26 protein-coding genes are annotated in these 25,428 nt (G+C 63.9%); 7 read left to right on the top strand and 19 right to left on the bottom strand.

All coding sequences use genetic code 11. The features are described 5' to 3' along the window. Positions 1-298: 298 nt before the first annotated feature. Entirely contained in the window at positions 299-1,183 is an 885-nt protein-coding gene (blaBJP, locus tag I3J27_RS27235; RefSeq protein ID WP_270161970.1) for a BJP family subclass B3 metallo-beta-lactamase, read from the bottom strand. A 269-nt stretch (positions 1,184-1,452) separates the two neighbouring features. Between blaBJP and I3J27_RS27230 the strand changes: the two genes are divergently transcribed. Beyond that, positions 1,453-2,769 carry an alpha/beta hydrolase gene (locus I3J27_RS27230; protein WP_270161969.1) on the top strand — a complete coding sequence of 439 codons (1,317 nt, stop codon included), beginning with the start codon at positions 1,453-1,455 and terminating at the stop codon, positions 2,767-2,769. Here I3J27_RS27230 and I3J27_RS27225 read toward each other — a convergent pair. From I3J27_RS27225 to I3J27_RS27215, 3 genes are all read right to left on the bottom strand, one after another. Then, a complete protein-coding gene (locus tag I3J27_RS27225) occupies positions 2,766-3,050 on the bottom strand; it encodes a TonB-dependent receptor plug domain-containing protein (protein ID WP_270161968.1) in 285 nt (94 codons plus the stop codon). The two genes, I3J27_RS27230 and I3J27_RS27225, sit on opposite strands and share 4 nt — an antisense overlap. A gap of 63 nt (positions 3,051-3,113) precedes the next feature. Then, positions 3,114-4,199, bottom strand: a complete 1,086-nt coding sequence (locus I3J27_RS27220) for a hypothetical protein (RefSeq protein WP_270161967.1) — start codon at positions 4,197-4,199, stop codon at positions 3,114-3,116. A gap of 211 nt (positions 4,200-4,410) precedes the next feature. After that, positions 4,411-4,683, bottom strand: coding sequence for a hypothetical protein (locus I3J27_RS27215; RefSeq protein ID WP_270161966.1), 273 nt, complete (start codon positions 4,681-4,683; stop codon positions 4,411-4,413). Between the two features lie 154 nt (positions 4,684-4,837). On the opposite strand from I3J27_RS27215, the gene I3J27_RS27210 reads away from it, so the two are divergent. Next, positions 4,838-5,647 carry an ABC transporter substrate-binding protein gene (locus I3J27_RS27210; protein ID WP_270161965.1) on the top strand — a complete coding sequence of 270 codons (810 nt, stop codon included), beginning with the start codon at positions 4,838-4,840 and terminating at the stop codon, positions 5,645-5,647. Here I3J27_RS27210 and I3J27_RS27205 read toward each other — a convergent pair. The 6 genes from I3J27_RS27205 to pstS all read right to left on the bottom strand — a co-directional run bounded on the left by I3J27_RS27205 (position 5,621) and on the right by pstS (position 9,594). Then, entirely contained in the window at positions 5,621-6,319 is a 699-nt protein-coding gene (locus I3J27_RS27205; RefSeq protein ID WP_270161964.1) for an ABC transporter permease, read from the bottom strand. The genes I3J27_RS27210 and I3J27_RS27205 overlap by 27 nt on opposite strands. A gap of 165 nt (positions 6,320-6,484) precedes the next feature. Then, positions 6,485-7,189: an aquaporin gene (locus I3J27_RS27200; protein ID WP_270161963.1), complete on the bottom strand. Its 705-nt coding sequence runs from the start codon at positions 7,187-7,189 to the stop codon at positions 6,485-6,487. Next, on the bottom strand, positions 7,189-7,599 hold the full coding sequence (gene arsC, locus I3J27_RS27195; RefSeq protein WP_270161962.1) for an arsenate reductase (glutaredoxin): 411 nt from the start codon (positions 7,597-7,599) through the stop codon (positions 7,189-7,191). The genes I3J27_RS27200 and arsC overlap by 1 nt, the downstream gene beginning before the upstream one ends. Positions 7,600-7,616: 17 nt before the next feature. Further along, positions 7,617-8,096, bottom strand: a complete 480-nt coding sequence (locus I3J27_RS27190; RefSeq protein WP_270161961.1) for an ArsI/CadI family heavy metal resistance metalloenzyme — start codon at positions 8,094-8,096, stop codon at positions 7,617-7,619. Positions 8,097-8,107: 11 nt separating this feature from the next. Continuing rightward, entirely contained in the window at positions 8,108-8,452 is a 345-nt protein-coding gene (locus I3J27_RS27185; RefSeq protein WP_270161960.1) for an ArsR/SmtB family transcription factor, read from the bottom strand. 86 nt (positions 8,453-8,538) lie between these two features. Then, positions 8,539-9,594, bottom strand: coding sequence for a phosphate ABC transporter substrate-binding protein PstS (pstS, locus tag I3J27_RS27180; RefSeq protein ID WP_270161959.1), 1,056 nt, complete (start codon positions 9,592-9,594; stop codon positions 8,539-8,541). A gap of 403 nt (positions 9,595-9,997) precedes the next feature. Here pstS and I3J27_RS27175 point away from each other — a divergent pair, with 403 nt between their 5' ends. From I3J27_RS27175 to I3J27_RS27160, 4 genes are all read left to right on the top strand, one after another. Further along, positions 9,998-10,849, top strand: coding sequence for a 3-hydroxybutyryl-CoA dehydrogenase (locus I3J27_RS27175; protein ID WP_270161958.1), 852 nt, complete (start codon positions 9,998-10,000; stop codon positions 10,847-10,849). A gap of 136 nt (positions 10,850-10,985) precedes the next feature. Further along, positions 10,986-11,450: a group III truncated hemoglobin gene (locus tag I3J27_RS27170; protein WP_270161957.1), complete on the top strand. Its 465-nt coding sequence runs from the start codon at positions 10,986-10,988 to the stop codon at positions 11,448-11,450. Between the two features lie 218 nt (positions 11,451-11,668). Next, a complete protein-coding gene (locus I3J27_RS27165) occupies positions 11,669-12,322 on the top strand; it encodes a QcrA and Rieske domain-containing protein (RefSeq protein WP_270172896.1) in 654 nt (217 codons plus the stop codon). 145 nt (positions 12,323-12,467) lie between these two features. Next, complete coding sequence (locus tag I3J27_RS27160) at positions 12,468-14,195, top strand: methanol/ethanol family PQQ-dependent dehydrogenase (protein ID WP_270172895.1); 1,728 nt, start codon at positions 12,468-12,470, stop codon at positions 14,193-14,195. A 111-nt stretch (positions 14,196-14,306) separates the two neighbouring features. Here the strand turns inward: I3J27_RS27160 and I3J27_RS27155 are convergent, their stop codons facing one another. From I3J27_RS27155 to xoxF5, 7 genes are all read right to left on the bottom strand, one after another. Further along, positions 14,307-14,567 carry a hypothetical protein gene (locus tag I3J27_RS27155; protein ID WP_270161956.1) on the bottom strand — a complete coding sequence of 87 codons (261 nt, stop codon included), beginning with the start codon at positions 14,565-14,567 and terminating at the stop codon, positions 14,307-14,309. A 96-nt stretch (positions 14,568-14,663) separates the two neighbouring features. Continuing rightward, positions 14,664-16,976 (bottom strand): xanthine dehydrogenase family protein molybdopterin-binding subunit, encoded by a 2,313-nt coding sequence (locus I3J27_RS27150; RefSeq protein ID WP_270161955.1) that lies wholly within the window; start codon positions 16,974-16,976, stop codon positions 14,664-14,666. A gap of 1 nt (position 16,977) precedes the next feature. Then, positions 16,978-17,430: a (2Fe-2S)-binding protein gene (locus I3J27_RS27145; protein ID WP_270161954.1), complete on the bottom strand. Its 453-nt coding sequence runs from the start codon at positions 17,428-17,430 to the stop codon at positions 16,978-16,980. A gap of 631 nt (positions 17,431-18,061) precedes the next feature. After that, positions 18,062-18,625 carry an S-(hydroxymethyl)glutathione synthase gene (gfa, locus tag I3J27_RS27140; protein ID WP_270161953.1) on the bottom strand — a complete coding sequence of 188 codons (564 nt, stop codon included), beginning with the start codon at positions 18,623-18,625 and terminating at the stop codon, positions 18,062-18,064. Positions 18,626-18,658: 33 nt separating this feature from the next. Further along, a complete protein-coding gene (locus I3J27_RS27135; RefSeq protein ID WP_247525620.1) occupies positions 18,659-19,768 on the bottom strand; it encodes an S-(hydroxymethyl)glutathione dehydrogenase/class III alcohol dehydrogenase in 1,110 nt (369 codons plus the stop codon). 60 nt (positions 19,769-19,828) lie between these two features. Beyond that, a complete protein-coding gene (locus I3J27_RS27130; RefSeq protein ID WP_270172894.1) occupies positions 19,829-20,320 on the bottom strand; it encodes a c-type cytochrome, methanol metabolism-related in 492 nt (163 codons plus the stop codon). A 110-nt stretch (positions 20,321-20,430) separates the two neighbouring features. Further along, entirely contained in the window at positions 20,431-22,239 is a 1,809-nt protein-coding gene (gene xoxF5, locus I3J27_RS27125; RefSeq protein WP_270161952.1) for a lanthanide-dependent methanol dehydrogenase XoxF5, read from the bottom strand. A gap of 514 nt (positions 22,240-22,753) precedes the next feature. Between xoxF5 and I3J27_RS27120 the strand changes: the two genes are divergently transcribed. Beyond that, positions 22,754-23,722 carry a helix-turn-helix domain-containing protein gene (locus I3J27_RS27120; RefSeq protein WP_270161951.1) on the top strand — a complete coding sequence of 323 codons (969 nt, stop codon included), beginning with the start codon at positions 22,754-22,756 and terminating at the stop codon, positions 23,720-23,722. A gap of 40 nt (positions 23,723-23,762) precedes the next feature. Here I3J27_RS27120 and I3J27_RS27115 read toward each other — a convergent pair whose 3' ends face one another. Both I3J27_RS27115 and I3J27_RS27110 read right to left on the bottom strand, forming a co-directional pair. Next, positions 23,763-24,188, bottom strand: coding sequence for a hypothetical protein (locus I3J27_RS27115; RefSeq protein WP_270161950.1), 426 nt, complete (start codon positions 24,186-24,188; stop codon positions 23,763-23,765). 139 nt (positions 24,189-24,327) lie between these two features. Next, positions 24,328-25,329, bottom strand: coding sequence for a Bug family tripartite tricarboxylate transporter substrate binding protein (locus I3J27_RS27110; protein ID WP_270161949.1), 1,002 nt, complete (start codon positions 25,327-25,329; stop codon positions 24,328-24,330). Between the last annotated feature and the right edge of the window lie 99 nt (positions 25,330-25,428).

Here is a 25,428-nt window from a genome sequence, read left to right as displayed (position 1 = left end):
CAGCGACGATCTTGCACAGTGGGGGTAAAGGTCGCGTTAGGTGGGGGATGCTCAAGAAGCCCGCGCCGGTTGTACGCTGCCGCGAAATTTTCCGGCCACGTGCGCTGGTGAGACCCCGTTAAGGATATTTCGTGGCGGATGCATGCGTCTCGGGCCCGAGCTGTCCGAAATCACCATAGCTACCACCTGCTAACCATGCAGATCGGCGACGGCGCGGCGCTGCGTATTGCCGCGGGGCAGCCGGCGCATGTGCTTCACCTCTCCCCGCGGCGGGAGAGGTGAAGAGACACTACGGCCGCTATTTCTTCTCCAGCGCCGCCGTCTGCTTGGCGAGCTGCTTGTCGAAATCCTCCGACAGGCTGGTTGCATAGGTCGCAAGCTCACCCGGCTTGACGAACGGGTTCGGTGCGCCGTCCTTCATCTCCGCGCGCTTGGCCTGCATGCCATAGACTTCCGGATGCGGCCCGAGCAGCACGTCGATCTTCATCGCCTTCACTTTGGTGTAGGTCGCGCGGTAATCGTCGACGATGCCGGGATAGGTCGGTTGGCCGACCAGCCGGTTCAGCGCCACCGTGCCGCTGCAGAAGAACAGCACCTCGCGATCCTGATTGCCGTCCTTGACGCTCATTTCCCAGCTCGTGCAGCCCGGCGAATGACCGGGCGTTGCATGTGCCGTCAACGTGGTGTCGCCGAGCGTGACCTTGTCGCCTTCCTTCACGGTGCGATCGACCTTCACAGCGGGGAAGGCAAGGTCCTCGTTCTTTTCGTCGCCCGGATAGTAGCCGCCTTCGAGCAGCGGCTTGTCGCGTTCGCCGGCGATGAGCTGCGCGCCGGTTTCTTTCCTGATCTCGGCAAAGCCGCCGGTGTGGTCGAGATGGGCGTGCGAGTTGAGGATGATCTTGATATTGGCGACCTTGAAGCCGAGCTTCGCGATGTTGTCCTTGATCATGCCGGTCGACTGGGGCATCGCGGTGTCCATCAGGATCAGGCCCTGCGAGGTCTTGATGACATAGACGGCGATGCCTTCGGTCCCGACATAATAGATGTTGCCGATCAGCTGGAACGGCTCGAACGGCGCCGTCCATTTCTGCATGACCGTTGCCAGGAAATCCTTGATGGTCTGCGCCTGCGCGCCCGTTGCGAACAGTGCCAGCGCGCACAGCGCGGCCGCGAGCTTCTTCATGATTTGCCTCCCAGATTGTTCTTGTCGTTTGATCGGGCGCGGTTTTCGTCCGTCTCGATCGGTGCGCAAACTACGTTGAGCAAGGTGCGGCAGCAACGGCTTGGTGCCTTCAAAATTTGGCGCCATGCGCGGAATAACGGCCCCTGTCCCGTTTTGAGCATGGCGGCTATGGCTACAAAGCGGACGACCGTCGTTTGACCGCATGCGAGTGGTCCGCCATACTTTGCGTCAAGACGAGCCACGAAGACTTGTCGTTACCGGGAGCTGACATGACCAATTCATTGTCCGTCCTTGCGGGGGCGCTTATTTCCGTTGTCTCCTCGACTTCGATTGCGCTGTCGCAGCCGGCCTGCGTCACTCAGAACATGGCCGTGCCGCCCGGCGCCAACACCACCGACAAGGCAGCACCGTTCTTCATCGACACGACGGGTCTCGACTTCAAGACGGCGCCGCCGGCGCGCGATCCAGCGAGCGCCAACTATCCGCGCGCGACGGAGTTGCCCGATGGAACGCTTCCGCCGCCCGGCGCCGAGGGCAATTTCATCATCGGGCCCACCCACAATCCCGCGCCGGAGACGATTGTGAAGGAGGGCGTGCCGCGCGGCACGACGAAGTCCTTCACGCTCTCGTCGAAAGACAGCACGATCTACAATCCCGGCCTGATCCGCGACGACGTCGCCGGCTGCACCAATTCCTCGATCATGACGACCGTGACCGCACCGGACGACAAGTCGCACATGATCGTCACCACCAGCCATCCCGGCATCTGGTCGCGAACGATCGACGTCTACGTGCCGGCGCAATATGTGCGCGGCACCGAGGCGCCGTTCATCGTGGTCGGCGACGGCGGCTCCAATGCCTACAAGGACCTCGCCACCACGCTCGACAATCTGATCGCGCAGCGGCGCGTGCCGCCGATGATCGCGATCCAGATCGGCAATGGCGGCCAGGACGCGCAAGGCAGCCAGCGCGGCCGCGAATATGACACGGTGTCAGGGGCCTATGCGCAGTTCGTCGAGCACGAGGTGCTGCCGGTCGTCGAGAAGAACGCCGACGTCAAGCTGACCGGAAATCCTGACGGGCGCGCGACCATGGGGCTGAGCTCGAGCGGGGCCGCCGCCTTCACCATGGCGTGGTTCTATCCCGATCTCTATCACCGCGTGCTGGCTTTCTCGCCGACGATGGTCAACCAGCAATGGCCGCACGATCCGTCGCTGCGCGGCGGTGCCTGGGAATATCACAGCGCGTGGACGGGGCCGGCCGGTCCCAATCTCATCTCGAAGGCCGGCGTGCTGACGCCGGCCGATCCGCCCGGCGTGCCGCTGATCGTCGCCGCGCCGACGAAGCCGATCCGCTTCTGGTTCTTCGGCGGCGACCAGGATCTGTTCTATCCAAATCCCACCATTCCTGACGGCATGCACGACTGGACCCTGTCGAACGCGCTGATGGCCAAGGTGCTGGCGGAAAAGGGCTACCACTACCAGTTCCTGTTCGTGCGCAACGCCAAGCACGTCGATCGTCCTACAATCGCGCAAACGCTGCCGGCCGCACTGGAGTGGGTCTGGAAAGGCTATCCGATCCCCTAACGCCCGATCGTCACGCCGGCGGTGGAGCGCATGGCGTCGCGGAGGCTTCTCGCGTTCATGTCGTCGAGCGTCTGGCGGGTCAGCACGGTTGTCTGGCCGGGCGTGTCGAGGATCGTCTCGCCGCGTGAGGAGGAGATCCGGTCGGCCTTGTAGGGTGCGGACGGATCGGTGGTGGGTGCTGCTGCGGGCGCGTGACGCGGCCGTTTGCCGGACGCCGCAAAGACGCCTTGCGAGACGCAGAGGGCGGCGATCACGACGAGTGGCAACGATCCTGTGCGCATATGCAACCTCCCGTGTCGGGACATCAGCCTAGCATATGGCGAGCGTGGTCGCAGGGGAAAGGGTCAGGCGAGCGCGGCCTGGCGTTCCCGCTCCGGCTCGCGAACCCGGTCCTGGTTCCGCGGTTCGGCAAGTCGCGTAAAGCTGCGATGGCCCGCCGGTGCAGGCGCTTCGACGATCACGCCCTCGCAGACGATCTGTCCGCCCAGCATCCTGAATTCCAGCTTGTCGTAGCGCGGCATGGTCTCGCCGGGTGCGGGCGGCAGCAGCTCGACGCGCCCCTGGATGTTCAGCGTGGCATCGCCGGCACCGTGAAGCCGCGGATTCCACATCCTGATCCCGGTCTCCGCCCAGCGCTGCCGGATCAGCGCGGCCCGGTCGGGGGGCTCGGCGGCCTTTGCGCGAGGCTTCGGCGCACTGGGGACTTCCGACGCGGGAGCCGTAAGGACCGGCTCCGGTTCGATAGGCGTGACGACGTTCGGTGTGTCGGCGCAAGGCCCCTCTACGACGATCACGGCGACCGGGGCAGGATCGGGAACCGGCTCGATTTCCATCGTGACGCTGGGAGACGGAGCGCTGTCGATGCCGCTCTCGGAGACCTGGTCCGTTGAGACGTTGCTCTCGGCAAGCGCAACGAAGGAATCGTCCGCGACGGCCGGTTCGACATCCAGAACGACGACAGTGGACGGATCGTCGTTGACCACGAGAACGGGAGCATCGACCGGAGCGATCTCGATATCAACCGGGGTGACCGGCGTTTCCTCCGCAACCGCGGGCTCGGGAGCGGCAGGCTCGGTCTCGACCTCAACCGATGAGACCGGAACCTCTGCGACGGCGACCGGTTCGGCTATGACCGGCATGTCAGGGGATGGATCCTCGCTGATGCTGATGTTAGCGCACGCGGCCGACGGGCTTTCCGCCACGACAGAAATGGCGGTGTCGTGCTCTGCGACCGGAGTCGCGACCTCGATGTCGCGGTGCAATGGGTCGGTGCTGATGTTGCCGTCGAGAGCCGGAGCGGCTTCCGCGATATCGGCGACGATGGCTGACGAGTCGTCCGCGGCGCGCGCAGCTTCGTCGATGCTGCCGCCATGCGGCGAGGGCCGAAGCTTCGTGAACGCCCATTTCACCGCAGGAATGCGGCGCAGCAACGATATCAGTCTCGAAAGCACTGGGAGTTGTCCAAGAGGTACTCGGCGTGAGGCAATCGCTGATTCGCCAGCAATGCAAAAAACTGCCCCGGCCGTCACACCTGTGTCAATGTAGGTGGGACCAATTGCAGAACATCCACGCATCCATCTCCCGCCCGGCTACGCGCGGGAAGAAACGGCTGCCCCCTCCCAGGATTTTCGATCTTCCAGCCTACTTGCCGGAGCCCGCGCCGCCGCCAGCCTGGCTGCCCATGTTATTCGTATTGCTGCCGCCGGCGCTCGGTGGCTGCGTGCCCTTGCTGCTGCCGGCTTCGTTCTGCATGTTCGACGACTTGCCGGTCGTCATGCCTTTGGTCGCGGGACCACGCGAGGATTGACCGACATCGCCCTGACCGGAAGCTCCCGGGGCGGGTTGCGTCTGCGCGAAAGCGCCAACGGTTGCCAGCGCCATGACGCAGGCGGATGCCAGGATGATCTTCTTCATCGCATTCTCCTCGGAGTTCACCGTCGTGACAACCGACCGATGAAGATGACGTTCCTAACCAGCGGCACGAGCGGGTGCACAGATCGTCGGGGTTCCCTGCATCGTTCGCCCGAGGTAATTTGGAACACCCGACATCGAATACGAGGACGACGCAATGAGGAAGCTTGCGGCCATCGCAGCGGTTCTGGCCTGGTCGACGTGCGCATACGCGCAAGAACGCGCCATCACCGTGGCCTCGACGACATCGACGGAACAGTCGGGCCTGTTCGGTTACCTGCTGCCTTTGTTCTCGAAGGCCGAGGGCATCGCGGTGAAGGTCGTGGCCGTAGGCACCGGCCAGGCGCTCGACATCGGGCGCCGCGGCGATGCCGACGTGGTGTTCGTCCATGACAGGGCCGCCGAAGACAAGTTCATGTCGGAAGGGCAGGGCGAGAAGCGCTTCGACGTGATGTACAACGACTTCGTCATCGTCGGCCCCAGAAGCGACCCCGCGAAGATCGCCGGCGGCAAGGACGTCGCGGATGCGCTGCGCAAGATCGCGGCGGTAAAGGCGCCATTCATCTCGCGCGGCGACAAATCCGGCACGCATGCGGCGGAGCTGAGATTATGGAAGGAGGCGGGCGTCGACATCGCTGCCGGCAACGACAACTGGTATCGCGAAATCGGCCAGGGCATGGGCCCGGCGCTGAACATGGCCTCGTCGTCGAACGCCTATCTGCTGTCGGACCGCGGCACCTGGCTGTCGTTCAAGAACCGCGGCGAGCTCGCCATCCTGACCGAGGGCGACAAGCGGCTGTTCAATCAGTACGGCGTCATGCTGGTGAATCCGGCCACGCATTCGAACGTGAAGGCGAAGGATGGCCAGGCCTTCATCGACTGGCTGGTCTCGCCGAAGGGGCAGGATGCGATCGCCGGCTACAAGGTCGGCGGCGAGCAGCTATTTTTCCCCAACGCGTCCCACTAGCAGGAAGGCGACGGTCGACACCGCGACGCTGAGCGCGAGCAGGATCAGTCCGAGCCCGAGCGCCAGCGGCAGGTCTCCCTTGCTGGTCTCCAGCGCGATCGCGGTCGTCATCGTGCGGGTAAAACCGCGGATGTTGCCGCCGACGATGATGATGGCGCCGACCTCGGCGATGGCGCGCCCGAACGCCGCGAGAAAGGCCGTCAGCAGCGAGGTTCGGCCGAGCGCGAACAAGAGTCCGATGCTGCGCAGCGTCGATAGTCCGTCGATCCGCGCGAGGTCGCCATACTCCGCCCACAGCAGGCTCGCCGGCCGGTGCACCAGCGCCACCACGATCGGCGTCGCGAGCAGCGTCTGCGCGATCACCATGGCCGCCGGCGTGAACAGCAGGCCGGCCGCCCCGAGCGGGCCGGACCGCGACAGCAGCAGATAAAGCGCGAGCCCGACCACCACCGGCGGAAGGCCGAGCAGTGCATTGGTCAGCACGATGATGACCTGCCGCCCGCGGAAGCGGGTGATCGCAAGCAAGGCCCCGAACGGCGCGCCGATCACGAGCGCGACGATGCTCGCGGTCAGGCTGACGCGCACCGACAGGGTGACGATGCCGAGCAGCTCGGAATCGGCTTCGCCGATCAGCGCGAAGGCGGCGCCAATGGATCGAGCGAAATCGTTCATCCGGCCCGACGCTGTTGCGCCGGGCAGAATGCCTCGGGATCGTCGACGTCGAGCCTTCGCAATCGCTTCACGGACTGGTCCCAGCGAGTCTTGTTCGACGACAGAATACCCAGCAGGAGGAATTTGAAAACGCGATTCATCCGGAAAATGAACGTCGGTGCCGCGTTATGCAGGACTCTGGGGCGTGATCTGCGCCGCGCTTCGCACTTCGGTGGCTCCGCCCCAAAGCCAGCGTCCGAGCAGAACGGCAAGACCGGCCCCAACGACCTGAGCGGCGATGAAGGCGGGGATGCCGTGAGGGGCGATACCCGCGAATGTATCGGACAGTGAGCGGGCGATGGTGACCGCGGGATTGGCGAACGAGGTGGACGACGTGAACCAATACGCCGAGGTGATATAGAGGCCGACGGCATAAGGAACGGCGGTGGGTGTGCGAGACCCGACGCCAAGGATGGCGGACAGCAGACCAAAGGTGGCCACGGCCTCGGCAAGCCATTGTCCGGCACCAGCGCGTTCCGTGGGCGAAAGCTGGAGGACCGACAGCTCGAACATCACGTGTGCGACTGCAACGCCTGCGATTGCGCCAGCGATCTGAGCCGCGAGGTAGGCCGCAGCATCCGTCCATGCGATTTCGCCGCGCAAGGCGAATGCCAGCGTCACGACCGGATTGAAGTGGGCTCCCGATATCGGAGCGAACATCAGGATCAACACCACGAGGATGGCACCCGTGGCGATCGTATTGCACAGCAACGCGAGCGCGACGTTTCCGCCGCAGAGCTTCTCGGCCATGATCCCTGAGCCGACGACGGCGGCAAGCAGGAACGCCGTTCCAAGCCACTCCGCGAAGGCGCGCTGTGCAAGGCTTGGCATCAGGTGCCGCGATCCAGCGTGATGCGCTCACCGTCTTCCTTGACGAATTCGCCCTGCCGTGCCGGCAGCAGATCGAGCACGAGCTCGGAAGGACGGCAGAGCTTGACGCCTTTCGGAGTGACCACGATCGGCCTGTTGATCAGGATCGGATGTGCCATCATCGCATCGAGCAGCTGATCGTCCGCCAGCGCCGGGTCGTCGAGCCCGAGCTCCGCATAAGGCGCCGCCTTTTCGCGCACCGCCTCGCGCACCGAGATCCCCATGCGTGCGATGAGCTGCTGCAACAACGCCCGCGATGGCGGCGTCTTCAGATATTCGATCACGTGCGGCTCGATGCCGGTGTTCCGGATCATCGCAAGCGTGTTGCGCGACGTGCCGCAATCGGGATTGTGATAGATGATCGCGTCCATGGCGGAAGTCCTCGTGCTCAGCAGCAGGCCCGCGAGACCGCTGGCGCCGTCTGCGGTGTGCAGCAGGCCGACTGGGTCTCCTGCTTCTCATGAGCAACCCGCGCCGTATTCTCGCCGCTGCCGTCGCCGTAATTGGTGCTCTCGCCCGTGGTGTGGAAGGTTTCCCAGGCGATGCCGGCCGGATCGTCGATCCAGGATTTCTCCGACGTCGCATAGCAGCAGGTGGTCTGCCCCTGTTCGATGACGCTGCCGCCGGCCTGGCGCAATCGGGCATAAACCTCTTGCAGCTCATCGCCGGTCTCGACCTGGATGCCGAGATGATCGAGGCCGACCGCGCGGCCACGCGTCGAGATCGCAAAATTCACGCGGGGGTCTTCCAGCATCCATTTGGCATAGTCGGATTTCACGACTGACGGTTGGCTGGCGAACAAGGCCGAGTAGAACCCGATGGAATGGGAGAGATCCTCGACGGACACGTGAACGTGCAGGCGCTTCATGGTCGGTCCTTTCAGGCTGGCGCTTGACTGCGCTTCCGCGCGGGCTTCGAAGGTCCGGCCGGAGCGCATGATGCTCCGCCGCAGCAGTTTTCGGTCAGGAAACCGACCAGCGCGTTCATGGTCTCGAACCGCGCCGCATAGATCATCGAGCGCCCCTCGCGCCGGACGGTCGCGAGCCCGGCCATCCGCAGCCGGTCGAAGTGGAAGGTCAGCGTGTTGGGGGCGAGATCCAGCGCTTCGGCCACCGCGCCGGCAGTCAGGCCTTCGGGGCCGGCCTGCACCAGCAGGCGGAAGACGTCGAGGCGATTGTCCTGTGCGAGCGCGGCGAGCGCCGCGACGGCGTCCGTCTTTTCCATATTTCAACGATTATTGAAATAATGGAGCCCTGTCAATCGAGATTGGGGTTGGCCCCAATCTCGATGTGATGCTCGGGCGTCGCAGTTCAGCGCTTGACGTTGGCCGACGCCGAGACCGTCGAGGTTGCCCCAATGCTCTGTTGCCAGTAGCGTTCGATCTGGTCGATCAGGGCGGGCGGCAGCGGAACGTAGTTGAGCGTCTCGGCTTGCGGCTTGCCGTTCTCCAGCGACCAGCGGACGAAGTCGATGGCGGCCGCCGACCGTTCCTGAGATTTCGGCATCTTCGGCATCAGCACGAAGGTCGTGGCCGTGATCGGATAGGCGTTTTCGCCGGGCGCGTCGGTGAGCACGAGATGGAAATCCTTCTCCGCCTTCCAGTCTGCGCTCGAGGCCGCCGCCTGGAACGATGCCGCGTCGGGGACGACAAAATTGCCGGCGCTGTTCTGCACGAGGCCGAAGGAAATCCTGTCGAGCCGTTGCAGCGCGTAGGTGTATTCGAGATAGCCGATGGAGCCTGGAACGAGACTGACGAGCGAGGCGACGCCGTCATTGCCCTTGCCGCCAAGCCCAAGCGGCCACTCGACCGAGGTGCCTTCGCCGACATTCGTCTTCCACTGCGGGCTGACCTTGGAGAGGTAATTCGACCAGTTGAACGTCGTCCCCGAGCCGTCGACGCGATGGACCACCGTGATCGGCGTGTTCGGCAGCCTGATGTCGGGGTTGACGGCACGAATGGCCGGATCGTTCCAGGATTTCAGCTTGCCGAGATAGATGTCCGCGAGCACCTGTCCCGTGAAGCGGATTTGGCCGGGCTTGACGCCGTCGATATTGACCACCGGCACGACGCCACCGATCACGATCGGGAATTGCATCATGCCGAGCCTGTCCAGCTCCTTCGGGTCGAGCGGCATGTCGCTTGCGCCGAAGTCGACTGCTTCTTTCCTGATCAGGCCGACGCCGATGCTCGAGCCGACCGCCTGATAGCTGACGGTGTTGCCGGTCTTCATTTTGTACGCGTCGATCCATTTCGCCATCACGGGCGAAACGAAGGTTGAGCCGGCTCCCTTGGTCTCGGCGGCCAGGCTTGGCGTGGCGACGAGCAGAGCGGTGAGGACAATTGGCAGTACCATATGTTTGTTCATGTGCACGACGCTAACAGGTGGGGCGCGAAGCCGATGTGGCCTATGTCACAACAGCGTCGCGAAGCATTCGCGCTGGCCATTGCGAATCGATTACACTACGCCGTTGGTGAGCCCCGCATCGTCCGATCGGATTAGGTCGGGGGCCGAAGCGAGCCGAGCGGCAGCCATCTCTCCGCTGCGAGGCGCAGGGGCGGGAGCAAGTGCCAATTCGGGGCAAACCGCCAAAAGAAGCGTCAAATCATGCCGTTTCGCGACCGAATGGCGGCTTTATTCCCGGCTCGGATGCTTTAAGGAAAGGGCAGGATCAGGTCGCACCTGCCGGTGGGCGGTGCTAGACCCTGATACAGGAACAATGGGACGGGGCCGCCAGGGCACGGGCCGCAAGGATGAAGGATTCGAGGCAATGATCCAGACCGTTGGCATCATCGGGGCAGGGACCATGGGGAACGGCATCGCGCAGATCTGCGCGGCGGCCGGGCTGTCGGTCGTGATGGTCGACATTTCCGATGCGGCGGTGAACCGCGGGATCTCCACCGTCGGCGGCAGCCTCGAGCGCCTGGTCAAGAAGGAGAAGATGTCGGCAGCCGATCGCGAGGCCACGCTCAAGCGCATCACCGGCACGACCGACCGCGCCAAGCTGTCGGATTGCGACCTCGTCATCGAGGCCGCGACCGAGAACGAGGAGCTCAAGGTCAAGATCCTGAAGGACCTCTGCGCGACGCTGTCGCCGCGCACGCTGGTCGCGACCAACACCTCCTCGATCTCGATCACCAAGCTCGCCGCCGCGACCGACCGTCCCGACCGCTTCATCGGCATGCACTTCTTCAACCCGGTGCCGGTGATGGCGCTGCTGGAGCTCATCCGCGGCTTGCAGACCTCGGACGACACCCACGCCAAGGCGCTCGATTTCGCCCAGCGCGTCGGCAAGGTCGCGATCACCGCCAAGAACAGCCCAGGCTTCGCCGTCAACAGGATCCTGTGCCCGATGATCAACGAGGCGATCTTCGCGCTCCAGGAAGGGATTGCGACCGCGGAAGAGATCGACGCCGGCATGAAGCTCGGCTGCAACCATCCGATCGGGCCGCTGGCGCTGGCCGATCTCGTTGGGCTCGACACCATGCTTTCGGTGATGGAGGTCTTTTACAAAGGCTTCAACGACCCCAAATACCGTCCGGCCCCCTTGCTCAAGGAAATGGTCGATGCCGGCCATCTCGGCCGCAAGACCGGGCAGGGCTTTTACACTTACGGCGCCTGATCAAGCGCGACGGCGGGCGTTCAACACCCGCCGCCGATTCCCGCAATTTGCGCTGCGACAAAGACGCCGCGCGCAATTGGCCCGACAATGTCGGACGAGCGGCCCGCGGGAACAACGAAAGCGGATAACGAAGGACATGTCGGATCGACTGAAGGCCGAGCGCGAGGCGGCGGCCGCGCGGCGGAACCTGCTGACCCAGGACGCGATCGAGCGCACCGGGATTACAGAGGAGATGATCGGGGAGCTCGTCACCCGCTTCTACGGACGCGTGCGCGAGGACGCGCTGCTCGGGCCGGTGTTCGCAGTCGTGCAGAATTGGGACGAGCATCTCGCCAAGCTTAGGGATTTCTGGTCGTCGGTCGTGCTGATGAGCGGCCGCTATCATGGCTCGCCGATGCGGGCGCATATGCCGCTGAGCCTGGTCGGCAATCACTTTGACCGCTGGCTCGACCTGTTCGAGCAAACCGCGCGCGAAGTCTGCCCGCCGCCGGCGGCTAGCCTTTTCATCGACAGGGCGCGTCGCATCGCCGACAGTTTTGAGATGGCATCGGCAACCATCGCCGGGTGCATCGCTGCGCCGCGACACGTGCTCAGGTCCTGACAACGATTGCCGAGGCCGAGCGCGCCGCACCAATTCCAACATCGTCAGTCTGATCTGCAAAATCATCATGCCGATCGCGCGATGTGACGTTGCAATCGCCAATATGCGCGGGAATGCACTCAGTTGCGCGCAATCTACGCGAGCAAAGCCATATTGATGCATTGCGGCGCCAATTCTCCGCCTTGTTTTCGGCAGAGTTCCAGCGCCTGCTAGCGTGCATGTCGTGCGCATCGCTCAATAACAATTCCTCATCGTCCGAGAGTTCTGCGGAACCTGAAGTTGACGCAGGCCCGGAGCAGACGCGGCGCACGCTGCTGCTTGGTGCGCTCGCCACCACCGCTTGCCTTGGTTGTTCCACGCCGGCGCGTGCGGGTGAAGATCCGCCCGGCTCCGACGAGCGGCCACAGAAGGGCGACCTGCTGGTCTTCTCCGAGGGTGACCGGGAAGGAAAGCTCATCACGGCCGCCGATGTCCCGCCCGGTGGGCCGCCGGTGCATGCCTGGCCGAAAGATCCCAAGACATCGGTCGTGCGCAACGCCTCACGCCTCAACGAGATCCTGATCATCCGGCTCGATCCCGCCGAACTCGACGAGAAAACCCGCGCGCGCGCCGTCGACGGCATCATCGCCTATTCGGCGATCTGCTCGCATGCGGGCTGTCCCGTCACCGCCTGGGTCAAGAGCGATGTCGGCGACAAGGACGTGTTCAAGTGCATGTGCCACAACTCCGAATACGATCCCCGCGTGGGCGCGCAGGTCGTGTTCGGGCCGGCGCCGCGACGGCTCGCGGCCCTGCCGCTCGAGCTCGCTGACACCTCGCTCAGCGTCGCCGGCAACTTCATCGGAAAGGTAGGTGGCGTGCAGCCAGGATGATGGACGGTGCGGGAAAGCGCCCGCGTCACGAGAGGCCGCATCCGCCGCGGGGCGGACGACGGGACCAACGACTAGAATTCAAAAGACAAAAATTCAAAACAAGAATTCAGACGGATGAAAAAGGGGAACGTCCATGAAAATGTCGATGACCAGGAAGCAATGGTACCTGTCCGGCTTCGTTGCCTTCACGTGTCTTGCCGCGAACGCCGCAATCGCCGGGCCGATCGAGAACTATGCTCCGGTCACCCAGCAGCGCCTGGAAAATCCGGAACCGAGCAACTGGATGCTCTATCGGCGCACCTATGACGGGCAGGGCTACAGCCCGCTTGACCAGATCAACACCTCGAACGTGAAGAATCTCACGCCGGTCTGGACCTTCGCCACCGGCGTGGTCGAAGGCCACGAGGCGCCGCCGATCGTCAACAACGGCGTGATGTTCGTGGCGACCCCGATGGGGCAGGTGATCGCACTGAATGCCAAGACCGGCGACGAATACTGGCGTTACAAGCGGCAGCTCCCCGACGATCTGTTCCAACTGCATCCGACCAGCCGCGGCGTCGGCCTCTGGGAGGACAAGCTCTATCTCGCCACCACCGACGACCACGTCGTCGCGCTCGACGCCAAGACCGGCAAGGTGGTGTGGGACACCAAGGTGCAGGACTACAAGAAGGGGCAATACATGACCCTGATGCCTCTGGTCGTCGAGGGCAAGGTCATCGTCGGCGGCTCCGGCGGCGAGTTCGGCGTGCGCGGCTACGTTGCCGCCTTCGATGCCAAGGACGGCAAGGAGCTGTGGCGGACCTACACCATTCCCGGCGAGGGCGAGCCCGGTCACGACACCTGGCAGGGCGACGACTGGAAAAACGGCGGCGGCTCGGCCTGGATGACCGGCAATTACGACAAGGACACCAAGACGATCTATTGGGGCGTCGGCAATGCTGCGCCGTGGCCCGGCGAGATGCACCCCGGCGACAATCTCTACACCTCGTCGGTGCTCGCGCTCGATCCCAGCAATGGCAAGATCAAGACCCATCACCAATATCACCAGAACGATTCCTGGGACTGGGACGAAGTCGACGCGCCGATGCTGGTCGATCTGCAACGTGACGGCCGCAGCATCAAGAGCCTGATCCATCCCGGCCGCGACGCGATCTTCTGGGTGCTCGAGCGCACGCCGACCAAGATCAACTATGTCGCCGGCTGGCCGTTCGTTTCCACCGACGTCTGGAAGGGCATCGAACCCGAGAGCGGGAAGCCGATCGTCGATCCCGCGCACAAGCCGGTGGTCGGCAAGCGCGTGGAGTTCTGCCCCTCGCTGTGGGGCGGCAAGGACTGGCCCTCGGCGGCCTACAGCCAGAAGACCGGCCTCGTCTACGTGCCCGCCAATGAGAATTTCTGCGGCGGCTTCACCGGCGAGAAGCTCCCGCTCAAGCCCGGCGAACTCTGGCTCGGCACCAAGCCCGAGGACATCGGCCTGAAGACCAAGCCGGGAGCGGATCATTTCGGCGAGCTCCAGGCCTGGGATCCGGCGACTGGAAAGAAGGTGTGGCAGCACAACTTCCCGAAGTCGCAGCTGTTCGGCTCGGTGACGGCGACCGCAGGCGATCTAGTCTTCGTCGGCGGCACCAACGACCGCAACTTCCGCGCCTTCAACGCCAAGACCGGCGAGCTGTTGTGGGAGCAGAAGACCAACTCCGGCATCATGGGCATGCCTTCGTCCTATGAGATCGACGGTACGCAATACATCGCGATCCAGTCAGGCTGGGGCGTTGATGCACAGCGCATCCAGGATGCTCTCGTGACCAACAATATCGGCATCGAGTCCAACGTGCCGCAGGGCGGCGTCATCTGGGTGTTCGCGCTGAAGAAATAAGCTCCGCGGGCGGATCGAAGAAGCGGAGCGTCAGGGGGCAAATGCGGCGGACGGCAACGTCCGCCGCATTTTGCCGTGCGCGATGGGGGTGACGATGCAAAGCGGCAGCAACTACTTCCCCTGCCTGTCCACTTTGTCCTTCTCCTTCTGGTTCATCTCCTGAACCTTCGGATCGGTGTTGGTCTGCCCGGTGGTCTGGGTGGTTGAGGCGGGCGGGGCATTGGCGTTGGGCAGCGAGTTCTGGTCCGGCGTGGTGGGACGCGTCGCGGAAGTCGGCGGCGTCGTGTTGCTCTGGCCGAACGCGCCAGCGGTGGTCAAAAGAAAAGCGCTCGACAGCAACGAGACTGCGAGCGCTTTTGAGATGTTGGTCATCGATCTGCTCCTGTCAGATCGATGCAAACGGCGCGAGGTCGCCTTGTGTTCCCAAGCGCGATAGACTTCTATTGCGCTTCCTCTTGTTGCAGCGCTTTACGCCTCCAATTGCTTGCCGATCGGCAGCGAGCGGATGCGTTTTCCCGTCGCCGCGAAGATCGCGTTGATCAGCGCCGGCGCGAACGGCGGAACACCGGGCTCGCCGACGCCGCTCGGCGGTGTGTCGGGACCGGGGGGCACGATGTAGACATTGGTCACCACGGGAGACTCGTCCATCCTGATGACCTGGAAGTCGTCGAAGTTCTTCTGCTGCACCTTGCCGTCCTTGAAGCTGATCTCGCCGTATTTGGCGAGGCTCAGCCCCATGATCGCCGCGCCCTCGATCTGCGAGGCGATTCGCTCGGGGTTGACATAGGTGCCGCAGTCGATCGCGGTGTCGACCCGCGGTACCGTAAGCTTGCCCTTCTCGTCGACGGCGACCTCGACGATCGTCGCGATGTAGCTGACGAAGCTGCGGTGCACGGCGATGCCGATGCCGTGGCCCTTGGGCACCTTGCGGCCCCACTCGCCCTTCTCGGCGACCAGCTCGACCACCTTGCGCAGGCGCGCGGTGTCGATCGGGTAGCTGTCATAGGGCTCGCCATAGTTCCAGAGGTCCTTCACCGTCGGCTTGACGATGCGGGGCGAGCCGATCAGCTCGAGCAGCATGTCCTTCTGGTCGCGGCCGGTCGCCTGTGCGATCTCTCCGACCATCGACTGCACCGCGAAGGCGCGCGGGATGTTGGAGACCGAGCGGAACCAGCCGATGCGGGTGTGCGCGGCCGCTTCCGGATTCTCGCAACTGATGTTCGCGATCTCGAACGGCATGTCGACCAGACCCATCCCGATCTCGAATGGAGCCTGATGCACGGTTCCGGCCGCAAACGTCGAGGCGATGCTTGGCGCCACGCTGCGGTGGCGCCAGGCGATCACCTTGCCGCTCTTGTCGAGGCCGGCCTCGATCCGCTCGACGGAGACGGTGTGCAGGAAGCCGTTGTGGATGTCGTCCTCCCGCGTCCACTGCACCTTCACGGGCGCTCCGAGCTCCTTCGACAGCAGCGCGGCCTCGAGCGCGAAGTCGCATTTCGACTTGCGGCCGAAACCGCCGCCGAGCAGCGTGACGTTGACCGTGACGTTGCCCTCGGGAATTCCGAGCGTCTTGGCGACGTCCTCGCGCGTGCCGCCCGGGCTCTGCACCGGCGCCCAGATCTCGGCCTTGTCGCCCTTGACGTCGGCCACCGCCACCGGCGGCTCCATGCTGACATGCGCCAGATGGGGGACGTAGTATTCGCCGACGACGACCTTGTCGGCGCCCTTCAGGGCGACGTCCGCATCGCCTTCCTTGCGCAGGACGAGACCGGGCTTGCGCGAGGCCTCCTCGAGCTCCTTGCGATAGGCGATCGAGTCGTATTTGCCGTTGTCGCCGTCGTCCCAGACCAGCTTCAGCGCATCGCGGCCCTTGATCGCCGCACCGGTGTTGCGCGCGATCACGGCAACGCCGCCGAGCGGCTGGAATTTCGACGGCCACGGCCAGCCGCGCACCTGCATCACCTTGTCGACGCCGGGAACCTTCAGTGCGGCTTCCGGATCGAACGAGACCAGCTTGCCGCCGGTCACCGGCGGACGCGCGATCACGGCATACTTCATCCCGGGCAGGCGCACGTCGGCGCCGTAACGCGCCTTGCCGGTGGTGATGTCGTGGAGGTCGACGATGCCGACCTGGCCCTTGCCGAGATAGCGGAAGTCCTTGGGGTCCTTCAGCTTGAGGCCTTCGATGCTCGGGACCGATTCCTTGGCGGCGTCGGCTGCGAGCTCGCCGAAGCCAAGCTTGCGGCTGGTCGCGCTATGGACGACCTCGTGATTGACGGCCTTGACCTCGGTCGCGGGCACGCCCCAGCGCTTGGCGGCGGCCTGCTCCAGCATGGTGCGGGCGGAGGCGCCGATCTGGCGCATCGGGATCAGATAATGCCGCGTGCTGCGCGAGCCGTCGGTGTCCTGGTTGCCGAACTTGACCTCGTCGCCATGGGCCTGCGCTACCTTCACCTTGGACCAGTCGGCTTCCATTTCCTCGGCCACGATCAGCGGCAGGCTGGTGCGCACGCCAGTGCCCATCTCGGAACGGTGCCCGACGATCGTGACGATGCCGTCCGGGGCGACCGAAACGAAGACGCGCGGATCGACCACGACGCCGTGCGGCATCTTGCCGGCACCGGTCTCGTAGGCAAGCGCCTGGCGCGACATCACGGGGGCGGCGAGCACGAACCCGCCGGTGATGCCGAGCCCCTTGAGGATGCTGCGGCGCGAGACCTTCTCGACCTTGATGTGCTTTTCGAAGCCACGAAGCTTCGCCGGATTCTCGATGAAATTCATGTCACACTCCCGTCGATGCGAGATGGACTGCATTCTCGATGCGCTGGTAGCAGCCGCAGCGGCAGATGTTGCCGGCCATCGCCTCGCGGATCTGGTCGTGCGACGGTTTCGGGTTCTCCATCAGGAGCGCGGCCGCCTGCATGATCTGGCCGGCCTGGCAGAAGCCGCATTGGGGCACGTTGACCTGACGCCAGGCCTTCTGCACCGGATGATCGCCATTCGGATGCAGCCCCTCGATCGTGGTGATCTCGCGCCCGGCGACATCGTTGACCGACGTGACGCAGGCGCGCACGGCCTCCTTGTCGACGAGGACGGTACAGGCGCCGCACAGGGCCTGGCCGCAGCCGTATTTGGTGCCGGTCAGTCCGGCCTCGTCACGCAGGAACCAGAGTAGCGGGAGATCCGGGTCGCCGTCCCAGCTCTGTTCCTGGCCGTTGATCTTCACCTTGATCATGATGGTCCCTCGCTCTTCATAAGCATGTCGATTTCAACATGGCCAACCGAGATCGGCGCAATGGTCCGTTGTGTCGTGTCGCCATTCCGGCCGGTTCTCCTGCGCGGGCAGATCCCGGCAGGAAGCAGGAATGCGAATCGTGATGTCCGGATGTGCTCGATACCTCCCGTCTTATTCTTGATTAATTGAATTCGCGCGGCATCGTGACGCCGCGATCCTAGCAGAGGTCGCAGCGGTTCGGTGTTCACAGCCAAGTGTTCTTGGTCAGCTCTCTTCGGCGGGAAAAGATTGCATCGATGGTTTGTCAAAAGCAGGGCGCGGCATCACGCTCGCGCGCCTCCCGAAACGGGCGCGGCGCAAAAAAAAGCTTCGTCCGGCAGAAGAACTGCGCGGACGAAGCAGGATGCCTCAGTCGAGGGAGGGAGAAACGCAGAGGCGCGGACTTCAAGAGGGAAGCGGGCGGCACTGCGCAGTCATTCAGAGACCAGGACTGAGGAGCTCATGGCCCTCATACGCAGGGTACAGCGGCGGCGGCATCGCCGCGATTATTCCGGGACCGGACCCGTCCGGCTCGCTGGCGCTGGTCGGGGCCAGCGAGCGGACGGGGCACGGCGAAGTCAGTCGGCCTTGCCTAGGCGGCTTTGGCTTTCGCCACATGGGTCGCAATCGCGTCCATCAGCGCCGGCGACAGGCAGTCATAGGGCTCGAGCCCGATTTCCTTCAGCCGCGAACGGATGCCCGCCATCTGCTCGGGCTTCACGCCCGACTCGATCACGGAAGAGACGAAGGCGGCGAATTGCGGTGCCTGCGAGCCCTGCTCCTGGAACAGCTCGGGATGGATGAAGTCGAGGCCGTAGAACGGATGGCCCTTGTTCTCGATGCGGCCGTACATGTGCGTGCCGCAGGCCTTGCAGGCGTGGCGCTGGATCACTGCGGAGGGGTCGACGACCTGGAGCTTGTCGCCGTTCTCGAGCACGGTGACGTTCTGGCGCGGCACCACGGCGACGACAGAGAAGTTCGCGCCCTGCGGCTTCCAGCACTTGGTGCAGCCGCAGGCGTGGTTGTGGGCGACGTCGCCCTTGATGCCGACCTTGACCGGGTGGTCCTTGCATTTGCAGGCCAGCGTGCCGCCGGCGAAGCTGCCGCTGCCTTGCTTGATGCCGTTATCGATCGAGGGATGGAGTGCAACAGTCATGGGTCGATCCTCCTTGGGGGTGACACTTTCGGGCTAGAACACGACGACTGAACGGATGGATTTGCCCTCGTGCATGAGGTCAAAACCCTTGTTGATCTCCTCGAGCTTGAGCACGTGGGTGATCATCGGATCGATCTGGATCTTTCCGTTCATGTACCAGTCGACGATTTTGGGCACGTCGGTACGGCCGCGCGCACCGCCGAAGGCCGTTCCGCGCCAGTTGCGGCCGGTGACGAGCTGGAACGGGCGGGTGGCGATCTCCTTGCCGGATTCGGCAACGCCGATGATGATCGAGGTGCCCCAGCCGCGATGGCAGGCTTCCAGCGCCTGGCGCATCACGGTGGTGTTGCCGGTGCAGTCGAAAGTGTAGTCGGCGCCGCCGTCGGTGAGGCCGACGAGATGCTGGACGATGTCGCCGGTAATCTTCTTGGGATTGACGAACTCGGTCATGCCGAACCGGCGGCCCCAATCTTCCTTGGCGTCGTTGATGTCGACGCCGATGATCTTGTCGGCACCGGCCATCTTGGCGCCCTGGATCACGTTGAGGCCGATGCCGCCGAGGCCGAACACGACCACGTTGGAGCCCGGCGTGACCTTCGCGGTGTTGACGACGGCGCCGACGCCGGTGGTGACGCCGCAGCCGATGTAGCAGCTCTTGTCGAACGGCGCGTCCTCGCGGATCTTGGCGACCGCGATCTCCGGCAGCACGGTGAAGTTCGAGAACGTCGAGCAGCCCATATAGTGGTAGACCGGCTTGCCCTTGTAGGAGAAGCGGCTGGTGCCGTCGGGCATCACGCCCTTGCCCTGCGTGGCGCGGATGGCCGTGCACAGATTGGTCTTCTGGCTCAGGCAGCTTTTGCACTGCCGGCATTCCGGCGTGTAGAGCGGAATGACGTGATCTCCGGGCTTCACGGAGGTCACGCCGGGACCGATCTCGCGGATGATGCCGGCGCCCTCATGACCGAGGATCGACGGGAAGATTCCCTCGCTGTCGAAGCCGTCGAGCGTGTAGGCGTCGGTGTGGCAGATGCCCGTCGCCTTGATCTCGACCAGGACTTCGCCAGCCTTCGGTCCTTCCAGGTCGAGCTCGACGATCTCGAGTGGTTTCTTGGCTTCGAAAGCGACGGCGGCACGTGTCTTCATCGGTAACTCCTCAAATTCTCGCAAGACGCCAAGAGGTAGTCTCGGCAGTCTCCGCAACGTTCATTTCTTGCCCATGCAGGCGTCTTCCGCCTTGGTATAGGCCTCATTCTTCTCCTCCTTCTTGGAGGGGCGCTGCCGGCCCCACGCCTCGTCGGAGCGGGCGCGGAGATAGACGTAAAGATCGTCCATGTAACAGGCGACGTTGGGGTTGTCGCCGAAGGCAGGCATGACGTTCTCCTGCGCGGTCGAAATGTTCTTGCGGCCGGAGGCGACGACGCCGAGGAAGTCGCCATAGCTCATGGTCTTGACCGAGTCCTTCAACGCCGGTGCGTAGGTGGATCCCATGCCGTCGGGGCCATGGCAGACGTGGCAGTCGGAGTGATAGCGCCGGTATCCGGAATAGGTGAACCAGTCCACGGTGCCGTCCGCCGAAATCTTGTAGGTCGGGGTGCCTTCTTTATCGAGCCACTTTCCGTCGTCTTCCTTCTTCACAGCAGTCGGGTCGCCCGGGCCGTCCGCAACGGCAATTCCCCCCGAAGCAACGAAGATCATCGCAGCAATGACAGAGCAGATTTTACGCAAGAGATTGTCCTCGTAGGCATCAGGTGGAGACGAGCCGGCGCGTGGAGTTGATCCACGCGCCGGAGCGATACGAGGTGAGGCTAGTTCGCCGGCAGCGAGAACACGGTCAGCGTACCGCCGAGTGCCGTGTAGTTGCTGAGGGCTGCGTAGCCACCGACTGCACCGAGGCCGGCGGTCGGATCGGTCAGACCTGCGGCGAGACCGATGCCGGCCCAGCCACCAACGCCCGAGAGCACTGCGACGTACTGCTTGCCGCCGTTCTCATAGGTGGTGACGTTGCCGATGATGCCGGAGGGAGTCTTGAACTTGTAGAGCTCCTTGCCGGACTTGGCGTCGACCGCCTTCAGGTAGCCTTCGAGCGTGCCGTAGAACACCACGCCGCCGGCCGTTGCGAGCGCACCCGACCAGACCGAGAACTGCTCCTTGTTCGACCAGACGATCTTGCCGGTCTTGCCGTCCCAGGCGATGAAATTACCCATGTGGGTTTCACCCTGCGGCGGATACATCGAGAGCGTCGCGCCCACATAGGGCTGGCCCGCGGTGTAGCTCACCTTGAACGGCTCGTAGTCCATGCAGACGTGGTTGGTCGGGACGTAGAACAGCTGCGTGTCCGGCGAGTAGGCTGCCGGCTGCTCGTCCTTGGTGCCGAGCGCGGCCGGGCAGATGCCCTTCACGTTGTGGTCCTCGCCGGCCTTGTCGGTCGACGCTGCGTCGAGCACCTTCGGACGGCCATAGGTCGCCGAGTTCTTGTCCATGTCGACGCCGGAGGTCCAGTTCACCTTCGGATCGTACTTTTCGGCGACCAGCAGTTCGCCGTTCTCACGGTCCATCGTGTAGGCGAGGCCGTTACGGTCGAAATGGGTCAGCAGCTTGCGAGGCTGGCCGTTGATCTGCTGATCCGACAGGATCATCTCGTTGACGCCGTCATAGTCCCACTCGTCGTGGGGCGTCATCTGGTAGACCCACTTGGCCATGCCGGTGTCCGCGTCGCGCGCGAAGATGGTCATCGACCATTTGTTGTCGCCGGGACGCTGCTTCGGATTCCAGGTCGAGGGGTTGCCCGATCCGTAATAGACGAGGTTCAGAGCGGGATCGTAGGACATCCAGCCCCAGGTGCAGCCGCCGCCGATCTTCCACTGATCGCCCTGCCAGGTCTTCAGCGAGGAGTCGGCTCCGACCGGCTTGCCGAGCGCCGTCGTCTTGGCCGGGTCGACCTTGATCTGGTCGTCCGGACCTTCGGAGAAGGCGCGCCAGGCCTGCTTGCCGGTCTTGAGGTCGTAAGCAGTGACGTGGCACTGCACGCCGAACTCGCCGCCGGAGATGCCGACCAGGACCTTGTCCTTGACCACCAGTGCAGCCGAAGTGCCGGTCTCGCCCTTCGCGGGGTTGCCGTTCGTCGCCGACCACTCGACCTTGCCGGTCTTGGCGTCGAGCGCGACGAGGTTGGTGTCGGCCTGATGCAGGATGATCTTGCCGTCGCCGTAGGACAGGCCGCGGTTGACCGTATCGCAGCACATCACGGGGATGACGTTCGGATCCTGCTTCGGCTCGTACTTCCAGACGATTTTGTTCTCCTGCGAAAGGTCAATAGCGTAGACCTTGTTCGGGAACGGCGTGTGGACGTACATCATGTTGCCGATGATCAGCGGGCCGCCCTCATGGCCGCGCAGCACGCCGGTGGAGAAGGTCCAGGCGACCTGCAGCTTGCCCACGTTTTGAGCGTTGATCTGGTTCAGCTTGGAATAGCGGGTATTGGCGTAGTCGCCCGCTGGCATCACCCAGTCTTTCGGGTTCTGCGACATCTTGATCAGCTCGTCATTGGCTGACGCGCTGCCGACGGCGAGCACGGCCGCGGAGCCAAGATAGGTCGCCATTAGCACCTTGCGCATAGTCATTCCTCCGTTGGGTATCGTTTATTGTTTCCGAAGCATTGCTTAATCACCGGGCTTCTCGTCCGGCGTCTGCTCGTGCAGGGCGGTCACGATTGGGACCAGAAACGATGCTGTGCTGTTTCCTCCTCCGGATGAGAGCTACGGGTCCACGTGCAGGAGCGGCCCGTTCTTGTTGTTCCTGCCGCAATCCCTAACGACTTCGTCATCGGGAAACTTGCCCAAGAGAGAAGCCGCTTTGCTTGACAGCGCACGGACGCGAAGATTTTGATTTTGCAGTAGCGAATTCAGCGGCTTCGGCGCCCGCGCGCGCGGCGTTCAACGATCAGGTTCCCCTTGACGGCGCTGCAACTAAGGCGGAGGATTAACTTTCAAGGGTGGCAATGGAACGATGGCGCTCGTTGCAAAAGACCGCTCAAATTCGAGGTAAACGTCACGCAATCATGGCTGAGGGCTCCGGCAGCGCTGGTCGCGATTCGCGTCGAATCTCCGGATCAAGGCAGTGGCTGGATTAATGTCCGACACAATTCACACGCTCTCGACGACCGGGCTGACGCCGAAGCGTCAGATCCAGAGCTGGATCGACGGGCTGACGAGCCTGTGCGGGCATTTCGACGTCGATCCGCTCGAGGCGTCCTCGCTCGAGGGCCGCATCGACTACACCTCCGTTTCGCGCCTCAAGCTCTGCCAGATCGAAGTGAGCCAGCATCGCATCGCGCACACGCTGGCGCGCGCCAAGGCCAACGAGCATCCGTACATCAAGATCCACTTCCAGACCTACGGCGTGTCCTATTTCGAGCAGGAAGGCCGCCACATCGAGTTGAACCCGGGCGACATCATCGCCTATGACGTCTCCTGCCCGCATTCGATCATCAGCCCCGCCTTCACGCGTCACGACGTGGTGATCGTGCCGAAGGCGCTGTTGCGTGATCGCGGATTCCCGTCGCAGCGGATGCCGGCCTGCAAGCTGTCGGCGAAGACGGGGACGGGGCGGATCGCCCACGACTTCGTCCACGCCACCTTCGACGAGGCGGCCAAGCTGTCGGCTAACAGCGCGGTCGGTGTCGCCGATTCGCTGATCGATCTGCTGCTGCTGCCGCTGCGCGAAGCCGACACGATGTTCGATCGCGTCGGGCCCGAGGCGATGTATGTGCGCGCGCAGTTCTTCATCCGCGAGCACCTGCGCGATCCGGATCTGTGCATCGACCAGATTTCAGCCGAGCTCGGCTGCTCCAAGCGCTATCTGCACATGCTGTTCTCCGAGCGCGGCACCACGGTGAGCGACTACATCTGGCAGGCGCGCTTGCAGAACTGCCGCCAGGAGCTCGAAGCGCACGGCGGCAAGACCATCACCGACGTCGCGTTCTCCTGGGGCTTCTCCAGCTCATCGCATTTCAGCCGGGTGTTCCGGAAATATTTTGGCGTGGTGCCGTCCTCGATCCACAAGGCGCAGCAGGGCGCCGCGAGTTCGGGCGAGCATTAGCCGAACGCCGCGCCGCAGCCGATGCCGGCCGCGATATCTCTCAGGCCGATATGGCGACGTAGGGAATGCTGGTCACGAGAGCGACGAGCAGCACCGCGTTGCACAGCATGCCGCTCCAATGCAGCCGGCGCAGCCGACGCGGGGCCTCGGTGTCGCCCGCGTCTGTCGCGCTGAGCTGGTCGTCCATCCGTCGCATGAACCAGCGGCGTCCGCCGATCGCCAGAGCAGTAAGCAGGCCGACGCCGATTGCGGCGACCAGCCGACCGTCGACCAGGAAAGCCAGCGTTCCGATCACGCCGGCAACGCGCATCACCAGAAAATGGGCATTGAACATGCCGCGCAGGAGCTGGGCGACGGGCTGGATGTCGAGCTTCACCAGCAGGAAGGCGGGCGAGGCCAGCGTGAAATAACCCATCGGAAAAAGCAGGATGACCATAACGGCGACGGCGACTGCATCCGGTGTCATGCGATCGGCCTTTCTCGTCCGGCGGTGAGGGCTTCCGGCAGCGGCGCGCAATCATAGCGGGAAAACGGCTTCTCGACACTAGGCTTTGGTCGGACGCCGGGCCGCGAGATGACCGGCACCTCGCGGCCCGGCTGAAGGCTTAGGCCGGCTCGAGGCCGAGCGATTTTGCGCTCTCGATCCAGATCGGCAGCTCGCGCTGATACAGCGCGTTGGTCTCCTTGAAGCCGATCGCCGGCTCGAGCACGAAGGTCGCGAGAACCTCCTTCACCTTCGGATCGTTGTTGGCGGCGACGCAGAGCTCGGCCAGGCGGTCGACCACCGGCTGCGGCGTCGCCTTCGGCACCGCCCAGCCGGAGAAGCCGCTCACGGTGAAGAATTTCGACGTCGCGCCTTGCTCGGGGAGGGTCTTGATGGCCGGGATCGCGTCGACCTTCTTCGAGTGCACGGCGAACACGGTGCCGCGGTCGCTTTGCAGGACCGACTGCGCCGCCGTGTAGCTGCCCATCGCGGCATCGAGCGTGCCTTCCAGCATCCCCGTCCACATCGGGGCCTCGCCGCGGTAGTGAACCGGCTCGATGTTGAGGCCGTATTGCTTGTTGAGCTCGTGGATCGTCATGTGCGGGGCCGAGCCGGCACTGTAGGTGCCGAAATTCACCTTGCCGCTCTTGCGCGCGAAGGCGACGAAATCCTCCAGCGTCTTGACGCCGGTCCTGGGGTTCGCGACCAGCAGCAGTCCGGCGCCCGGAATGACGCTGACGAGGGTCAGGTCCTTGTCCATGTTGTAGCCGGGATTCTTCATCACCACCCGGTTCATGATGAAGGTGGTCGAGATCGAGCACAGCATGGTGTGGCCGTCGGGCTCGGCGCGGGCGACTTCCGCCGTGCCGATCGCGCCGGAGGCGCCGGGCTTGTTCTCGACGACGACGGTCTTGCCGATCTGCTTGGAGATGAATTCGCCATAGGCGCGCGCGAGCAGATCGGTTTGTCCGCCGGCCGGGTAGCTGCAAATCATGCGGATCTGCCGCGATGGCCAAGTGCCTTGCGACGTGCCTTGCGACGAGGCGCCGCGCGTAACAAATGGCATCGTGAGTGCGCTGGCACCGGCGGCGATGAAGTGGCGGCGATCGAGCTTTGCGGACATGATTCCCTCCGGATTTTGGCCGAAGGTACTGCATCAGGCTGGCGCTGCCATGGGCGGCAGGCGAGACAGATTGGCGCATTCGAAAGGCCGTGCTTTGCC

Source organism: Bradyrhizobium xenonodulans, assembly GCF_027594865.1.
GTDB lineage: Bacteria > Pseudomonadota > Alphaproteobacteria > Rhizobiales > Xanthobacteraceae > Bradyrhizobium > Bradyrhizobium xenonodulans.
Note: the sequence above shows the minus strand (reverse complement) of the source record. Positions and strands in the feature narration are given on the sequence as shown.

Bases quoted from the DNA above. Each gene is read 5' to 3' on its own strand.
- blaBJP (WP_270161970.1), bottom strand. From the start codon at position 1,183: ATGAAGAAGCTCGCGGCCGCGCTGTGCGCGCTGGCACTGTTCGCAACG.
- I3J27_RS27230 (WP_270161969.1), top strand. From the start codon at position 1,453: ATGACCAATTCATTGTCCGTCCTTGCGGGGGCGCTTATTTCCGTTGTC.
- I3J27_RS27225 (WP_270161968.1), bottom strand. From the start codon at position 3,050: ATGCGCACAGGATCGTTGCCACTCGTCGTGATCGCCGCCCTCTGCGTC.
- I3J27_RS27215 (WP_270161966.1), bottom strand. From the start codon at position 4,683: ATGAAGAAGATCATCCTGGCATCCGCCTGCGTCATGGCGCTGGCAACC.
- I3J27_RS27210 (WP_270161965.1), top strand. From the start codon at position 4,838: ATGAGGAAGCTTGCGGCCATCGCAGCGGTTCTGGCCTGGTCGACGTGC.
- I3J27_RS27205 (WP_270161964.1), bottom strand. From the start codon at position 6,319: ATGAACGATTTCGCTCGATCCATTGGCGCCGCCTTCGCGCTGATCGGC.
- I3J27_RS27200 (WP_270161963.1), bottom strand. From the start codon at position 7,189: ATGCCAAGCCTTGCACAGCGCGCCTTCGCGGAGTGGCTTGGAACGGCG.
- arsC (WP_270161962.1), bottom strand. From the start codon at position 7,599: ATGGACGCGATCATCTATCACAATCCCGATTGCGGCACGTCGCGCAAC.
- I3J27_RS27190 (WP_270161961.1), bottom strand. From the start codon at position 8,096: ATGAAGCGCCTGCACGTTCACGTGTCCGTCGAGGATCTCTCCCATTCC.
- I3J27_RS27185 (WP_270161960.1), bottom strand. From the start codon at position 8,452: ATGGAAAAGACGGACGCCGTCGCGGCGCTCGCCGCGCTCGCACAGGAC.
- pstS (WP_270161959.1), bottom strand. From the start codon at position 9,594: ATGAACAAACATATGGTACTGCCAATTGTCCTCACCGCTCTGCTCGTC.
- I3J27_RS27175 (WP_270161958.1), top strand. From the start codon at position 9,998: ATGATCCAGACCGTTGGCATCATCGGGGCAGGGACCATGGGGAACGGC.
- I3J27_RS27170 (WP_270161957.1), top strand. From the start codon at position 10,986: ATGTCGGATCGACTGAAGGCCGAGCGCGAGGCGGCGGCCGCGCGGCGG.
- I3J27_RS27165 (WP_270172896.1), top strand. From the start codon at position 11,669: ATGTCGTGCGCATCGCTCAATAACAATTCCTCATCGTCCGAGAGTTCT.
- I3J27_RS27160 (WP_270172895.1), top strand. From the start codon at position 12,468: ATGACCAGGAAGCAATGGTACCTGTCCGGCTTCGTTGCCTTCACGTGT.
- I3J27_RS27155 (WP_270161956.1), bottom strand. From the start codon at position 14,567: ATGACCAACATCTCAAAAGCGCTCGCAGTCTCGTTGCTGTCGAGCGCT.
- I3J27_RS27150 (WP_270161955.1), bottom strand. From the start codon at position 16,976: ATGAATTTCATCGAGAATCCGGCGAAGCTTCGTGGCTTCGAAAAGCAC.
- I3J27_RS27145 (WP_270161954.1), bottom strand. From the start codon at position 17,430: ATGATCAAGGTGAAGATCAACGGCCAGGAACAGAGCTGGGACGGCGAC.
- gfa (WP_270161953.1), bottom strand. From the start codon at position 18,625: ATGACTGTTGCACTCCATCCCTCGATCGATAACGGCATCAAGCAAGGC.
- I3J27_RS27135 (WP_247525620.1), bottom strand. From the start codon at position 19,768: ATGAAGACACGTGCCGCCGTCGCTTTCGAAGCCAAGAAACCACTCGAG.
- I3J27_RS27130 (WP_270172894.1), bottom strand. From the start codon at position 20,320: ATGATCTTCGTTGCTTCGGGGGGAATTGCCGTTGCGGACGGCCCGGGC.
- xoxF5 (WP_270161952.1), bottom strand. From the start codon at position 22,239: ATGCGCAAGGTGCTAATGGCGACCTATCTTGGCTCCGCGGCCGTGCTC.
- I3J27_RS27120 (WP_270161951.1), top strand. From the start codon at position 22,754: ATGTCCGACACAATTCACACGCTCTCGACGACCGGGCTGACGCCGAAG.
- I3J27_RS27115 (WP_270161950.1), bottom strand. From the start codon at position 24,188: ATGACACCGGATGCAGTCGCCGTCGCCGTTATGGTCATCCTGCTTTTT.
- I3J27_RS27110 (WP_270161949.1), bottom strand. From the start codon at position 25,329: ATGTCCGCAAAGCTCGATCGCCGCCACTTCATCGCCGCCGGTGCCAGC.